This is a genomic window from Deinococcus seoulensis (assembly GCF_014648115.1).
Lineage (GTDB): Bacteria > Deinococcota > Deinococci > Deinococcales > Deinococcaceae > Deinococcus > Deinococcus seoulensis.
Genome location: NZ_BMQM01000039.1, coordinates 1 through 13847 on the forward strand (window position 1 = coordinate 1; position 13847 = coordinate 13847).

Genomic DNA, 13847 nt, shown 5'->3' on the forward strand with positions numbered 1-13847 from the left:
CGCCCGCCACCCCGTCGTTCCCCTTGGCGCCCGTCCCCACCGGCCACTGCAGGCTGTTCCCCGTACCGACCTTGCTCTTCCATTCGGAGGAGACCTTGCTCAGGTAGTCGCTGAACACGAACGTCGTGCCGGACCCGTCACTGCGGCGCGCGACCGTGATGGGCAGCGGGGGAATGCTGACGCCGGGGTTCAGGGCGGCGATGGCCTTGTCGTTCCAGGTCTTGATCTTCCCGAGGTAGATGTCAGCCAGGACCTTGCCGGTGAACTTGAGGGGGGTGGTGACGCCGGGGAGGTTGTACGACGGCACGACGGCGCCGATGGCGGTGGGGACGTGAAGGAGTTTGGCGGGAGCGGCCTTGAGGGATTCGTCGCTCATGGGGTTGTCGCTGCCGGCGAAGTCGACGGTGCGTTCGGTGATCTGTTTCTGTCCGGCGCCGCTGCCGACGCTCTGGTAGTTGACGGTGACGCCGGTGTCTTTCTTGTACTCGGCGAACATCTTGCTGTACAGCGGGAACGGGAAGCTCGCGCCTGCGCCCGTCACGCTACCCTGGGCAGAAGCGGAGGTCATGGCGAGCGCAGCGGCAACGGTCAGAAGCTTCTTCATATCGACGCCGAGTGTGCCAGCCGATTGTCAGGCACTCGTCACGTCCCCCCCCCGCAGCAAGGGGGGCGGGCTACAGATGCCGCAGCGGGCTGAGGCGCGCGGCGTTCACGGCGGGCGGCAGCGCGGCCAGCAGCCCCAGCGGAATCAGGGCCAGGGCGCGGGCCGCCAGCGGCCACGTGAGTTGCGGGGCGGGCAGCGTGAACCCCAGGCGGTCGCCGAGCAGGGTGCCGCCCACGCCGCTGATCAGCACCGACAGCAGCAGGCCCGCCCCGACGCCCAGCGCGACGGTCAGGAGTGTCTCGGTCAGGACCAGCCCGAAGACCGTGCCGCGCGCCGCGCCCAGCGCCCGCAGCAGCGCCACGGACCGCTGGCGTTCCAGCGCGGAGGCGTGCACGCCCAGCCACACGGTCAGCGCGGCGATGCCCAGCACCAGCAGGGACAGGCCAGCGTACGCCGCCTGCCCCTGCGAGAGCGTCTCGCGGGACTGCGCGAACACCTGCCCCGGAAACACCGCCATGGCGTCCTTGCCGGCGTTCACGCGCTGCGCCGCCACGTAGATCCCGGCCAGCTGATCGGCCGAGTACAGGATGGCCGTCACCTCACGCCCGCCGGGCGTGGTCTGCCCGTGCGCCTGCCAGACGGACTCGATGGGTGTCAGGAGCGCGCCGTCCACCGGGCCGCCCGTGGGCGCCAGGATCCCCACCACGCGGTAGGTGCCGTCGTGCTCGTCACTGTCCTCCTCTTCCCCGTGGTGTTCTTCCAGGCCGTGCGACCCGCGGAAGGTGCTGCCGAGCGTCAGGCCGCCCTGCCGCGCGGCGCGTGCCCCGACCACCACGTCCAGCGGCCGCGCGAACAGCTGCCCGCTGCCCAGCCGGAAGTACGGTGGCGCCTCCGGTTTCAGGCGCTGATCGAAGAACGCGGTGGTCGTCCCGACAATCGGGAAGCCCAGGTGGTTGTCCCCCAGCGCCAGCGGCACGGCGCGCCGCGTGCCCGGCATGGCCCGCAGTTCATTCAGGACGCGTTCGGGCACGTTCCCGGTCGGGGCGCCCAGGTAGAACAGGCTGGACGTCAGGGCCTGCGAGGCGCTGCCCGGCGCGGCGATCAGCAGGTCGAACACCTGCGCGGCCTCCTGCGCGCCCCGCTCGACCTGCCGGGTCACCAGCGGCACGGTCAGCGCCGTCGCGGTCGCCAGGGCCACGGCCAGCGCGGTCAGCAGCAGCGCCCCCAGCCGCGCCCGCAGGTTACGCAGCGCGACCCACAGGGCCAGCGGCCACCTCACATGGACTCCGGGGCCGCGCGCGGCGTGCGGCCCAGGTGCACGCCCTGCGGCAGGCGCGCGGCCACGTCCGGGTCGTGCGTCACGACGACCAGCGTGGCGTTCAGCGCAGCGCGCAGGTTCAGCAGCAGCTCCACGGCGCTCCCGGCGCGGTCCGGGTCCAGGTGAGCTGTCGGTTCGTCCACCAGCAGCAGCGCCGGGCGGTGCGCGGCCGCGCGGGCCAGCGCCACGCGCTGCCGCTCACCGGTCGAGAGTTGCGCCGGGGTGTGCCGCAGGCGGTGACCCAGGTCCACGGCGTCCAGCGCGGCGCGGGCCGTCTCGCGCGGGTGGGCGGCCCCGGCCACGCGCAGGCCCAGTTCCACGTTCTCCAGGGCGCTCAGGCCCGGCATCAGGTGAAAATCCTGGAACACGTACCCCACCTGACGGCGGCGGAAGGCGTCCCGGCGGGACTCGCCCGCCCCGGCCAGGTTCAGGTCCCCGTACCACACCTGCCCCGCCGAGGGCCGCAGCAGGCCCGCGAGCAGGTGCAGCAGCGTGGTCTTCCCGGTGCCGCTGGGTCCGGTGATCGCGACCGCCGACCCCGGCGGCAGGTGCAGGTCCGGGTAGGTCAGTGTGACGTCCGGGCCGTGCTGGGCGCGCAGGTCAACCGTGCGCAGCGGCTGGGCCGCGCCGGTGGCGTGGACGGCGGGAACCCGTTGCCCGGCCGCGTGGGTCGCCTGGGCGCTCACGCAGTCGTCACCCGGTCCGCGTACAGGCGCACGAGGCTCACGAAGCCCGTCTGATCGTCGCGTTTCACGCCGATGTCCAGCCGCCCGGTCACGGTCAGGCCGCGCGTGCTGGGCTCCAGTTCCCGGCCGTCCGGCATGATGACCAGCACGATGTCGGCGGGCCAGTCGGCGGCGGTCGTGCAGAACGGGCAGGTGCTCATGGGTTCGCGGGTCAGCACGAAGAAATCCAGTCTGGGTTTCAGGGGCGGCGCCATGAAGCCCTGCATGGTCACGGTCTGCCCTTTCAGGGAGCGGATACGTTCGGAGTACTCCACGCCCCGCACGGTCACCCGGCCGTACAGTTCGCTGAACTTCAGGCTGGGCACGGACTTCTGCGCGAACGCGCCCGCGTAGGCAGCGAGCGGCGCGGCCAGCAGGGCGCGGATCAGGGAACGGCGGTTCATACCCGCAGTTGAGCGCCTTCCGGTCAGCTTCCGGTCAGCGGGCCGTCAGGCCCGGAGTTCACAGGCCGCGCAGCCAGACCGAGCAGGGGGGCCGCCCGGACGCGCGGTCCAGGAGGCCCCCCTGCTCAGGGTGCGGGTTACTTCTTGCTGGCGTCCACGCCCATGGCGCGGGCGATGCTGAAGAAGATGTCGGTCTGGTCCATCATGCCGAAGAAGTTCTCGGCGCCCGCCCCGAACGCGAACAGCGGCAGGGGGTCGGCGGTGTGCACGCCCTGGTTGCTGCTGGGGGGCAGGTTCCCGGTGCGCTGGACGCTGCCTTCCTCACAGATCTTGGGGTTGGGGACGTACCCGGCCTCAGCGCCGGTCTTGCCGTTGCTGACGGTGGGGTCCAGGAACACCCGGCGGCCCAGGTAGGTCTCGCAGTAGTCGGGCACGGCGGCGAAGCCCACGGCGTACGTGCGGGCCGTTTCGGGCAGCGGCAGGCCGTTCGCGTCGCGTTTGTCGCCGTAGGTGGGGAACCCGGCGGCCTCGTACACGCCGACCGCCTCGCGTTTGCCGGGGCCCTGCGCGGCGTCGTACCCGCCGTACACGCTCAGGGAGTGCGCGTGGTCGGCGGTGACGAGCACCAGCGTGTCGGGGTTCTTCTTGGCGTAGTCCTTGGCCCACTCGACGGCCCTGTCGAGTTCCAGTACGTCCCACACGGCGCGCTGCCAGTCCAGGGGGTGCTCGTACTTGTCAATCATGCCGGCCTCGACCATCAGGAAGAAGCCGTCCGGGTTCTTGTCGAGCGTCTCGACGGCCTTGCGGGTCTGGTCCCACAGGTACGGCATGTCCGTGAAGTCCTTGAGGGTCTCGGCGCCCTTGTACTGCGCGCGGTCGAGGTAACTGGGGATATTGTCGATGTTGAACAGGCCGAACAGTTTGCCGGTGTTCGCGGCGTTCAGTTCGGTGGCGCTGCTGACGAAGGTGTACCCGAGTTTCTGGCTGTCGGCGATCCAGTCGGTGCTGTCCTTGCGGCGGCTGCCGGGCGCGGTGGAGGGAATGAAGTCGCGGCTGCCGCCGACGAGCAGCACGTCGGGTTTCACGCTGCCCTGGAAGAACTGGTCGGCGATCGCCTGGTAGTCGCCGCGGCGGCGGGTGTGCGCGGCGAACGCGGCGGGCGTGGCGTCCACTCCGAAGGCGCTGGACACGATGCCCACTCCGGCGCGGGTGGTGCGGCGCAGCACCTCGGTGATGGTTTCCACGCGTGGGTTGTCCAGGGTGTCGGCGGTGTTGTCGGGGTAGACGTTCAGGGCGTTGACCATGATCTTCTGCCCGGTGGCGATGGAGCTGGCGGTGTTGGCGCTGTCGGCCAGGGCCGAGTCGAACGAGGAGGTGGTGACGCTCGCCATGGAGCTGAGGTCGCTCATCATGGCGAGTTTCCCGGTGGGGTTGCCGTTGGCGGGGTTGAAGGGGTGCGCGACCATCTGCGCGGCGTTCACGGTGTTCCAGCCGAGGCCGTCACCGATGAACAGGATGACTTTCTTGGCCTTGCCGGCCGTGGCGGGCACGGCGTACCAGCGGGCCACGGCGGTTTTGGGGCCGCTGGCGTCCGTGAAGTTGACTTTCAGTTCGTGGGTGCCGGCGGGGACGCTCAGGCCGCGCAGGGTCCATTCGACGCTGGTGGGTTTGGTGGTGGTGCGGGTCAGGCCGTCCACGGCGCGACCGTCGAGGGTGACGGTGGCGTCCTTGAAGTCCGTGACGTTCTCGGCTTCCACGCGCAGGTCGAACTGCTGACCGGCCAGGAACTTGGCTCCGTCGTAGGGGTAGACCTTCAGGTCGGCGGCGGCGGCAACGCCGGAGAGCAGCAGGGCGGCGGTCAGCAGGGTTTTTCTCATACCTGCTCATCAGATGACGTTCAGGTCAATGGAGCGTCAGGGCTGCGTCAGCGGAATGTGATGCGCGCCACGCGGGTCAGTGGGCAGCGTTCCCGCCGCGGCGCGGGATCAGGTGCATGATCAGCACGATCAGTCCGCCGGCCACCAGGCCGACCACGGCCGAGCCGAGCGTCTCGACCAGCCACTCGATCAGGCCCTCCACGGCGGGCAGGGCGTGCCCGGCGGCGAGCGCCCAGTCGTGCAGCAGGTGCGCGGGGCCGCCCACGCCCAGTTTGTCCAGGCCGTCGATCAGGATGTGGCCGCCCACCCACAGCATCGCGGCGGTGCCGACCGTGGCGAGGACGGACATGACGACCGGCATGCCCCTGACCAGGCCGCGCCCGAGCGTGCGGGCTGCGCCGGACCCGCTGCGCGCGAGGCGCAGGCCCAGGTCGTCCATCTTCACGATGATGCCCACCACGCCGTACACCAGCGCCGTGATGACCAGCGCGACCACGATCAGGATCACGGCGCGCATCAGCAGCGGCTCGTCGGCCACCTCGGCCAGTGAGATGGCCATGATCTCGGCCGACAGGATGAAGTCCGTGCGGATCGCGCCGGAGACCATCTTCTGCTCGTGCTCGGCGCTGCTGACGTTCACGGCGGCCTCGTCCGCGCCGTGCCCCTTGCCGCTGAGTGCCTCGTAGACCTTCTCGGCACCCTCGAAGCACAGGTACGCGCCGCCGACCATCAGCAGCGGCGTCAGGGACCACGGCAGGAACTGACTGAGCAGCAGCGCCGCCGGAAGGATGAACACCACCTTGTTCCGCAGCGAGCCGCGCGCGATGCGCCAGATGATCGGCAGTTCCCGGTCCGGGCTGAAGCCCGTGACGTAACGGGGCGTGACGGCCGTGTCGTCCACGACCACGCCCACCGCCTTCACGCTGGCCCGGCTGGCGGCCGCGCCGATGTCGTCGATGGACGCCGCCGCGAGTTTGGCGATGGCGGCCACGTCGTCGAGCAGGGCCACGAGGCCGCCACTCACGCGAGGCTCCGGGCGGTCAGGGCAGGCAGGGGAAGGTGGGCAGGGTGGCAGGCTGACATCAGGCTCACAGCGTACCAAGCCTTACTGGGCGGCGCTTACGGTGATCTTCATGACCGCGCCGCTCCGCGCAGGCACCGGACTACGCTGGGCCGCATGACCGACCCTACCCCACCGGCCTCCTGGCTGGACCTGCTCGACTGGCGGCGCGAACTGAACGACCTGTACGCCCACCTGCGCGAGGAATGCCCGCGCGACCCGCTGGCCGCGCACCGCCACTGGCAGGCGCGCCGGAACGCGCTGTTCCGCGACCACCCGCAGTCCCCGCTGCCCGCCGACGAGCGCGCGGCCTTCGCGGGGCTGCCCGTGTGGGCGTACGACCCGGCCCTGAGGTTCGACGCGCCGGTCGACACGACCCTGCCGCCCGAGCAGCTGACCGTGGCCTCCTCGACCGGGCAGGACATGCCGCTCGTGCGGATCGGGCGGGTCAACCTGCCGCTGCCCGGCACGACCGGCAGCGCGCTGGACGTGTACTGGATCGACGTGTACGGCGGCGGCGTGTTCGTGCCGTTCCGGGACGCCACCAGCGGCCACGAGACCTACGGCGGCGGCCGGTACCTGCTGGACACCGCCAAGGGCGCCGACCTGGGCTCGGTGCGGGCGGGGCACCTGACACTGGACTTCAATTTCGCGTACCATCCCAGCTGCCATTACGACCCGCGCTGGAGTTGCCCGCTCGCGCCGCCGCAGAACGTGCTGGGCGCCGCCGTCCGCGCCGGGGAACGCAGCCGCTGACCCGCGCCGTCAACGGGCCAGTTCCTGTGCCAGCGCCGCGAAGGCGGGTTTGGGGTCGTACACGTCGTCGAAGATCAGGGGTTTCCCACCGGCCCGCCAGGAGTTGAAGTCCGTCACGCCCCAGGTCACGAAACCCGCACACCGCACGTTCAGGCAGGCGCGCAGCAGGTCGCGGTACACGGCCGCCTGCCGCGCCAGTTCGCCAAGTTCGGGTCGGGCGGGGCGCAGCTGCACGTCCACCTCGGTCAGCTGCACGTCCAGGCCCAGGTCGCGGAAGCGTTGCAGGTTGGCCTGCACCTGCGCGCCCTTAACGTCGAAGTCGGTGTTCAGGTGCGCCTGGAATCCCACGCCGTGAATGGGCACGCCGCGCGCGAGCATTCCGCGCACGAGTTCGTACACGGCGTCGCTCTTGCCGTTCAGCCCGTCGGTGTTGTAATCGTTGTAGTACAGTTTCGCGCCGGGGTCGGCGGCGTGCGCGGCGCGGAACGCCTCGTCGATGAAGTCCGGGCCGATCAGGTTCAGGAACGGGCTGGGCCGCAGCGGGTGGCCGGGCGCGTCCGAGACGGCCTCGTTCACCACGTCCCAGATGCGCACGCGGTCACGGAAGTGCGTGACGACGCCCGTGACATGGTCCTGCATGGCGCGCAGGAGTTCCTCGCGGGTCTGGATGGTGTACACCCACGGGGGCAGGCTGTCGTGCCAGACGAGGGTGTGGCCGCGCACGGTCTGTCCGTTCTTCACGGCCGTGTTCACGATGGCGTCCGCGAACCCGAATGCAAAGGCCTCCCGGTTGTTGTGCAGGCCCGCCCATTTCATGGCGTTCTCGGCGACGACCGCGTTGAAGTGCCGGTTCAGGGTGCGGGCGTACTCGGGCTCGTCCGGGTCGAACAGCGTCTGGTTGACGGCCGCGCCGAGCAGCAGGCCGCGCGCGTCGGCCAGGGCGCGCAGGCTGACGTTGCTCGCGGCTGGCCGGGCCGGTTGCACCGCCGCCGCCGGGTTGGTGGTGGGCGCGGCAGGTGTGGGCGTGGCAGGCGGGGCCGCGCCGCCACCCGCGCGGGCCGCGCCCAGGGTCAGGCCGAGCGTCAGCGGGGCCAGCAGCGACAGGGTCTTCAGGGCAGGGTGGACTGATCGCATGGGCGGCCTCCGGGGCAGGGTGAGTGCGGGGCGAAGTGGGGACGGACTTCAGCGGACGCCGAACAGCAGGTCGTTGGTCAGCTGGTCCAGGTGTTCCAGGCCCAGGCCCCGGCGGCCCAGCGCGGCGCGGTCGAAGGTGCGGTCTTTCAGCGCGGCGGCGTTCCCGGGCGTGAAGCGGCTCAGGGCGGCGAGTTCATCGTCGGCGCGGTGGTACTCGGCCAGCGCCGCCTGAATCTCGGGGTCGGCGTTGAACTGCCGGGCTTTTTCTTTCAGGATCAGGTAGGTGCGCATGCAGCCGCGCGCAAAGGCCCACACGCCCTCTTCGTCCTCGGTGCGCAGGGCGTGCGCGTCGAAGTGCAGCGGGCCGTCGTAACCGCTGTCTTCGAGCAGTTTGACGAGCGTGAACGCGCCCTTGAGGTTCTCGGACCCGAAGCGCAGGTCCTGATCGAAGCGGCTCATCTTCTGGTCGTTCAGGTCGATGTGGAACAGCTTCCCGGCGTCCAGCGCCTGGGCGACCGCGTGCGCGAAGTTCAGTCCGGCCATGGTCTCGTGCGCGAATTCGGGGTTCACGCCGAACAGCTCCGGGCGGTCCAGGGTGCCGATGAAGCCCAGGGCGCTGCCGACGGTCGGCAGGAAGATGTCGGCGCGCGGTTCGTTCGGTTTGGGTTCCAGCGCGAAGCGGTAGCCGTAGCCCTGCGACTCGCTGTACTCGGCCAGGAAGTTCAGGCTGTCGCGGAACCAGCCGAGGGCGCTCAGGAGTTTGCCGCCCGCGTCGACCTCGGTGCCCTCGCGGCCGCCCCAGAAGACGTAGGTGTGCGCGCCGAGTTCCGCGCCGAGGTCCATGCTGCGCATGGTTTTCTGCAGGGCGTACGCGCGGACGTGGGCGTCGGCGCTGGTGAACGCGCCGTCCTTGAAGGCCGGGTCGCTGAACAGGTTGGTGGTCGCCATCGGCACGACCAGCCCGTGATCGGACAGCGCCTCCCGGAACTCCGCGACGATGCGGTCACGCCCGGCGGCGCTGGCGTCGATGGGCACGAGGTCGTTGTCGTGCAGGTTCACGCCGTACGCGCCGAGCCCGGCGAGTTTCTGCACGATGTACGGGGCACTCAGGGGCGCGCGGGTGGGTTCCCCGAATGGGTCGCGGCCGGTGTTCCCGACGGTCCAGAGGCCAAAGGTGAACCGGTCGGCGGGCGTGGGCGTGAAGTCGGTCATGTGGGTGCTCCTTGGGTGGGGTCGCCAGAGGCGTCGGGAGAGGCAGGGTCGGATTCGGCGGGAAGGGACAGCGGTTTTCAGTTCCGCCGAAAGGCCAAGGGCACGCCCTTCAACTCCACTTCCAACCGCTGTCTTTCTCAGGTGCTCGGTCCGCTCGATTCAGAGGGATCGGGGGATACCCTCAATACCTCTGAATTCTGCTGTGAGGGGTAGAGGACGGAGCGCAGCTGCGCGTACCGCTGGGGCGCGCCGCCCAGGTCCTGCGGGGTGACGGGCTCGTCCGGCACGGGCCGGATGGCCTGCATGGCAGCCCCCAGGTCGGGGTGCAGTCCGGCGGCGGGCATGGCGAGGATGGCCGCGCCGTGCGCCGCGCCGGGCCGCGCCCCGGTCGGGCGGACCGGGAGGTTCACGGCGGCGCTGACCATGCCCAGCCACAGGTCGCTGCGGGCGCCGCCGCCGGTGGAGAGCAGTTCGGTCAGGCTGGAGAGCGGGCGGATCACAGCCTGCGTGTCGGCCAGTGAGGCGGCCACGCCTTCCAGCACGGCCCGCACGAGGTGGCCGCGTCCGTGGGCGAGGCTCAGTCCGGCGAAGGTGGCGCGGGCGCCGGGGTTCATCAGGGGGCTGCGTTCCCCGGCGAGGTACGGCAGGAACGTCACGCCGTCCGCGCCGGGCGGCACCTGCGCGGCCTCGTCCAGCAGCACTTCGATGGGCGTGTCCGGCGCGAGTTTCGCGTGCAGCCAGTGCAGGCTTCCGGCGGCGGCCAGCGTGACGCCCAGCAGGTGAAAGCCGCCGTCGGCGTGCGCGAAGCAGTGCACGCGGCCCTGCGGGTCGGGGCGCGGTTCGCTCTGCGGCGCGAAGATCACGCCGGACGTGCCCAGGCTGACGCTGCCGGTCTGCGGGCGCGCGGCGCCCAGGCCCAGTGCGATCCCGGCGGCGGCGTTGTCCCCGCCGCCCGTCACGACCGGCAGGCCCGGCGGGAGGTTCAGCTGCGCGGCCCACTCGCGGCTCAAGTGGCCGGTCACGGCGACCGAGGGCTGCACGGGCGGGAACAGGCCAGCACTCAGGTCCAGCGCGCCCAGCACGTCGGTGTCCCAGTCGCCGCGCGCGAGGTTCAGGGCGCCCACGCCGCTGGCGTCGGAGGGTTCGGTGGCGGCCTCGCCGGTCAGCACGAAGCCCAGGTAGTCCTTGGGCAGCAGCGCCAGCCGCAGCCGGGCGTGCAGGTCCGGTTCGTGGTCCCGCATCCACAGGATCTTGGGAAGTTGAAAGCCGGTCACGGCGCGGTTGCCGGTGCGGGCCACCAGGTCGGCGCGCGGCACGCGGCGTTCGATGTCCTCGACCTGCGCGCCGGTGCGCTGGTCGTTCCACAGCAGCGCGGGCCGCAGCACCTCGCCGCTGGCGTCCAGCGGGACGAGGCCGTGCATCTGTCCGGCCAGTCCCAGCGCGACCGGCGCGGCGTTCAGGGCTTCCAGCCGGGCGCTCAGGTCGCGCAGGGCGCGGCGCACGCCGTCCAGCCAGTCGTGGGGGCGCTGTTCGGTCCAGCCGGGCTGCGGGGTCAGCAGCGGGTAACTGGCGTCGGTCTCGGCGAGCACCTGTCCGGCGGCGGTCATGGCGACGACCTTCACGCCGCTGGTGCCGAGGTCCACGCCGATGGTGACGGGCGTGCGGGCAGGGGCGGGTGTGTGGACAGGGGCGTTCACGCGACCACTCCGCTCTCGGCGCTGCGGATGGTGCGGGCCAGGACCTGGGCGGCCACGCCGCGCGCGGCGAGCAGGGTCGAGTCGGTGCGGACCTGCACGCGGGTGGGGGGCGCGGTGGCGTACAGGTGGTGCTGGTGCTCGTGGAAGAAGTCCAGCGCGGCGGGCATCAGCGGGCCGCCCAGGCGGGTCAGGGGGCCGCCCAGGACGATCTCGCTGGGGTTCAGGGTGTGGTTGAGGTTGGTGAGCAGCAGCCCCAGCGCCTCCCCGGCGCGCCGCAGCGTGACCTGCACCTCGGGTTCGTCCAGGCGGGCGTTCACGGCCTCGACCAGCGGGCCGTGCGGGATGCCCAGCGCGGCGCGGATCGCCCAGCCGCTCAGGAGTGTCTCGGCGCAGCCGCGGTTGCCGCAGTGGCAGTACAGGCCGCCGGGTTGCAGGACGGTGTGCCCGATCTCGCCTGCGAGGTGTCCGGCGCCGCGCAGCAACCGGGGTTCGGGGGTCCCGACGACCAGTCCGGCGCCGATGCCGCTGCCCAGGCTCAGGTAGGCCAGCATGTCGGGCGCGTCGCGGCCGCGCAGGTAGCTCTCGGCGAAGGCGGCGGCGTTCGCCTCGTTCTCCAGCAGGGTCAGGCCCGGTAGGGCGGGCAGGTGGGCGCTCAGCAGGTCGAGGAACGGCACGTCGCGCCAGCCGAGGTTCGGGGCGAGCAGCAGCAGGTGGCCGGGCTGCGAGACGGGGCCGGGCACGGCGACGCCCAGGCCCAGCAGTTGCCGGTCGCGGGCGGCGGGGTCGTTCTGCGCGGCGGTGATCAGTGCGGCGAGGGTGGCGGCGGCGGTGTCGGGGTCGCCGGTGGGGCCGTCGTGGACGTGCCGGGTCAGGACGCGGCCGGTCAGGGTGGTCGCGACGACGCGCAGGCCCTGCACGCCGACGTCCGCGCCGATGATGACGTGGCGGTCCTCGTTCAGGTGGACGGGGCGGCCGGGGCGGCCGAGCCCGCCGTGCTGGAGGGTGCCCTCGGTCAGCCAGCCCTCGTCGAGCAGTTCCTGGACGACGGTGCCGACGGTGACCTTGGTGACGTGGGTGCGGGCGGCCAGTTCGGCGCGGCTGAGGCCGGGTTCCTGCCGGACGAGTTCGAGGATGGCGGAGCGGTTGAGGCGTTTGAGGTAGCTCTGGTCGCCGGCGCGGGCGGGTCTGGTGTGGGTGGTCATGCAGGTGGTCGCTTCCCGTGGTGAGGAGGCCGCAGCAGGCAGGAACGCGGGGTTCCGGCGCGGCGCGGCCAGTCGATTAAGTAAAACTTTCTGACGAAGTTCAGCGTAGGACGCCGCGCACAGTTCGTCAAGCCTGAGAGACATGAGTGCAGCCGGGCACCCCCGACCGCCGCCGCCGGCAGACGCGGGAGGGCCGGGGCGTTCAGTCGCCGCTGGACGGCGTTTCTATCCCGCACCGTTCCGGCTGGCGCGCATGGCGTGGGCCGCCCGGGCGCTGCCCGGCCAGGGGTCGCTGCGACCGCTCAGGCCGATTGAATCCGTCTCAGACGGCACCACCCACGTCTCCCCTGCCCGCCGGACACGTGCGGCCGCCGGGACGCTTGACGGACCGCGCGCCGGTATGGTTAAGTTCCATTAAGTAAACAATTCTTACTAGCCGGGAACCCCGCCGGGGGCTCCTCCCGGCGCCCGGTCCCCGCCGCTCACCGCGAGGCGGCGCCTGCTCATCCCGTTCCCCCGGACGCGACGTGCAGACGCCACCCACTCCCGCCGCCCACACCCCTCGCCCCCCTCACGACCCTGGAGGTCCCCCATGCACCGAACCGCCCTGACCCTCGCCGCCGCCCTGCTGCTCGGTAGCGCCCACGCCCAGGACAAGGTCACGCTGACCGTCGCGGCCTTCCCCAGCCTCGACAGCGCCATCAAGGCCATCATTCCCGCCTGGAACAAACTGCATCCCAACGTCACCATCAAACTCCAGGCGCAGGAATTCGCCGATCACCACAACGCCATGACCACCGCCCTCGCCACCGGCCAGGGCCTGCCGGACGTGATGGCCATCGAGATCGGCTACGTCAGCAAGTTCGCCGAGGGACGCGGCCTCGAGGACCTGAACCAGGCGCCGTACAGCGCCGCGCAGTACAAGAAACTGTTCACGCCGTTCACGATCGGGCAGGCCACCAGCGCCGACAAACGCTTCATCGCCATGCCCACCGACATCGGCCCCGGCACCTTCTTCTACCGCAAGGACATCCTCGACAAGGCCGGTGTGAACCCCGCCAGCATGACCGGCAGCTGGGAAGGCTTCATCGCCGCCGGGAAGACCATCAAGGCCAAGACCGGCGCGTCCCTGATCAACACGGCCGCCAGCATCAACAACGTCATCATCCGCACCAACCTCAAGAAAGGCGAGGGCATCTACTTCGACGACAAGAACAACCTGCTCGTCGGCCCCGACAACGCCCGTTTCGTGCGCGCCTTCACGCTCTCCAAGCAGGTCCGTGACGCCGGACTGGACGCCAAGATCGGCGAGTGGAGCAACGAATGGTACGACGCCTTCAAGAAAGGCACGGTCGCCACGCAGTTCAGCGGCGCGTGGCTGCAGGGCGCCCTGCAGAACTGGATGGCCCCCGACACCAAGGGCCTGTGGCGCGTGCAGAACCTCCCGGAAAAAGGCTTCGCGTCGTGGGGCGGCAGCTTCTACGCCATTCCCAGCCGGGCCGCGAACAAGCAGTGGGCCTGGGAGTTCATCAAGTTCATGACCCTGAACCAGACCTCGCAGATCACGGCGTTCAAGGACAACGGCGCGTTCCCGGCGCTGCTGACCGCGCAGAAGGACAAGGCGTTCAGCGAGGCCGTGCCGTTCCTGGGCGGCCAGAAGGCCCGCATCCTGTGGCGTGACGCGGCCGCCAGGACCCAGCCCATCGACGTGAACCGGTACGACTCGGTCGCCGAGCAGATCGTGCAGACCGAACTGACCAACGTGCTCGAACAGGGCAAGGACGTCAAGCAGGCGCTCGCGGACGCCCGCGCCCAGATCGCGCGCCGCGCCCGCTGAGCCAGGTCCCGGGGGTGACCC

12 protein-coding genes are annotated in these 13847 nt (G+C 71.0%); 2 read left to right on the forward strand and 10 right to left on the reverse strand.

What is annotated here, in order from left to right:
* From pstS to IEY70_RS18410, 6 genes are all read right to left on the reverse strand, one after another.
* Positions 1 to 604: phosphate ABC transporter substrate-binding protein PstS (gene pstS, locus IEY70_RS18385; protein WP_189066483.1), on the reverse strand; the 604-nt coding region annotated here is incomplete at its 3' end.
* Between the two features lie 70 nt (positions 605 to 674).
* A complete protein-coding gene (locus IEY70_RS18390) occupies positions 675 to 1883 on the reverse strand; it encodes an ABC transporter permease (protein WP_229778066.1) in 1209 nt (402 codons plus the stop codon).
* A complete protein-coding gene (locus IEY70_RS18395) occupies positions 1880 to 2608 on the reverse strand; it encodes an ABC transporter ATP-binding protein (RefSeq protein ID WP_229778067.1) in 729 nt (242 codons plus the stop codon). Before IEY70_RS18395 ends, IEY70_RS18390 begins: the two co-directional genes overlap by 4 nt.
* Positions 2605 to 3051 carry a hypothetical protein gene (locus IEY70_RS18400; RefSeq protein ID WP_189066484.1) on the reverse strand — a complete coding sequence of 149 codons (447 nt, stop codon included), beginning with the start codon at positions 3049 to 3051 and terminating at the stop codon, positions 2605 to 2607. The genes IEY70_RS18395 and IEY70_RS18400 overlap by 4 nt, the downstream gene beginning before the upstream one ends.
* A gap of 137 nt (positions 3052 to 3188) precedes the next feature.
* A complete protein-coding gene (locus IEY70_RS18405) occupies positions 3189 to 4928 on the reverse strand; it encodes an alkaline phosphatase (RefSeq protein ID WP_189066485.1) in 1740 nt (579 codons plus the stop codon).
* 76 nt (positions 4929 to 5004) lie between these two features.
* On the reverse strand, positions 5005 to 5952 hold the full coding sequence (locus tag IEY70_RS18410) for a DUF808 domain-containing protein (RefSeq protein ID WP_189066486.1): 948 nt from the start codon (positions 5950 to 5952) through the stop codon (positions 5005 to 5007).
* Between the two features lie 153 nt (positions 5953 to 6105).
* On the opposite strand from IEY70_RS18410, the gene IEY70_RS18415 reads away from it, so the two are divergent.
* Positions 6106 to 6744, forward strand: a complete 639-nt coding sequence (locus tag IEY70_RS18415) for a DUF1684 domain-containing protein (RefSeq protein WP_189066487.1) — start codon at positions 6106 to 6108, stop codon at positions 6742 to 6744.
* A 9-nt stretch (positions 6745 to 6753) separates the two neighbouring features.
* Here IEY70_RS18415 and IEY70_RS18420 read toward each other — a convergent pair whose 3' ends face one another.
* The 4 genes from IEY70_RS18420 to IEY70_RS18435 all read right to left on the reverse strand — a co-directional run bounded on the left by IEY70_RS18420 (position 6754) and on the right by IEY70_RS18435 (position 12133).
* A complete protein-coding gene (locus tag IEY70_RS18420; protein WP_189066488.1) occupies positions 6754 to 7878 on the reverse strand; it encodes an endo-1,4-beta-xylanase in 1125 nt (374 codons plus the stop codon).
* A gap of 48 nt (positions 7879 to 7926) precedes the next feature.
* Positions 7927 to 9090 carry a xylose isomerase gene (gene xylA / locus IEY70_RS18425; protein ID WP_189066489.1) on the reverse strand — a complete coding sequence of 388 codons (1164 nt, stop codon included), beginning with the start codon at positions 9088 to 9090 and terminating at the stop codon, positions 7927 to 7929.
* A gap of 137 nt (positions 9091 to 9227) precedes the next feature.
* Positions 9228 to 10787 (reverse strand): xylulokinase, encoded by a 1560-nt coding sequence (gene xylB, locus IEY70_RS18430; RefSeq protein ID WP_229778069.1) that lies wholly within the window; start codon positions 10785 to 10787, stop codon positions 9228 to 9230.
* On the reverse strand, positions 10784 to 12133 hold the full coding sequence (locus IEY70_RS18435) for an ROK family protein (protein ID WP_229778070.1): 1350 nt from the start codon (positions 12131 to 12133) through the stop codon (positions 10784 to 10786). Before IEY70_RS18435 ends, xylB begins: the two co-directional genes overlap by 4 nt.
* Positions 12134 to 12581: 448 nt before the next feature.
* Here IEY70_RS18435 and IEY70_RS18440 point away from each other — a divergent pair, with 448 nt between their 5' ends.
* On the forward strand, positions 12582 to 13826 hold the full coding sequence (locus IEY70_RS18440) for an ABC transporter substrate-binding protein (protein ID WP_189066490.1): 1245 nt from the start codon (positions 12582 to 12584) through the stop codon (positions 13824 to 13826).
* Positions 13827 to 13847: the final 21 nt, after the last annotated feature.

Excerpts from the sequence above, each read along its gene's own strand:
- xylA (WP_189066489.1), bottom strand. The coding sequence starts at position 9,090 with ATGACCGACTTCACGCCCACGCCCGCCGACCGGTTCACCTTTGGCCTC.
- IEY70_RS18400 (WP_189066484.1), bottom strand. The coding sequence starts at position 3,051 with ATGAACCGCCGTTCCCTGATCCGCGCCCTGCTGGCCGCGCCGCTCGCT.
- IEY70_RS18435 (WP_229778070.1), bottom strand. The coding sequence starts at position 12,133 with ATGTCTCTCAGGCTTGACGAACTGTGCGCGGCGTCCTACGCTGAACTT.
- IEY70_RS18440 (WP_189066490.1), top strand. The coding sequence starts at position 12,582 with ATGCACCGAACCGCCCTGACCCTCGCCGCCGCCCTGCTGCTCGGTAGC.
- IEY70_RS18405 (WP_189066485.1), bottom strand. The coding sequence starts at position 4,928 with ATGAGAAAAACCCTGCTGACCGCCGCCCTGCTGCTCTCCGGCGTTGCC.
- IEY70_RS18415 (WP_189066487.1), top strand. The coding sequence starts at position 6,106 with ATGACCGACCCTACCCCACCGGCCTCCTGGCTGGACCTGCTCGACTGG.
- IEY70_RS18420 (WP_189066488.1), bottom strand. The coding sequence starts at position 7,878 with ATGCGATCAGTCCACCCTGCCCTGAAGACCCTGTCGCTGCTGGCCCCG.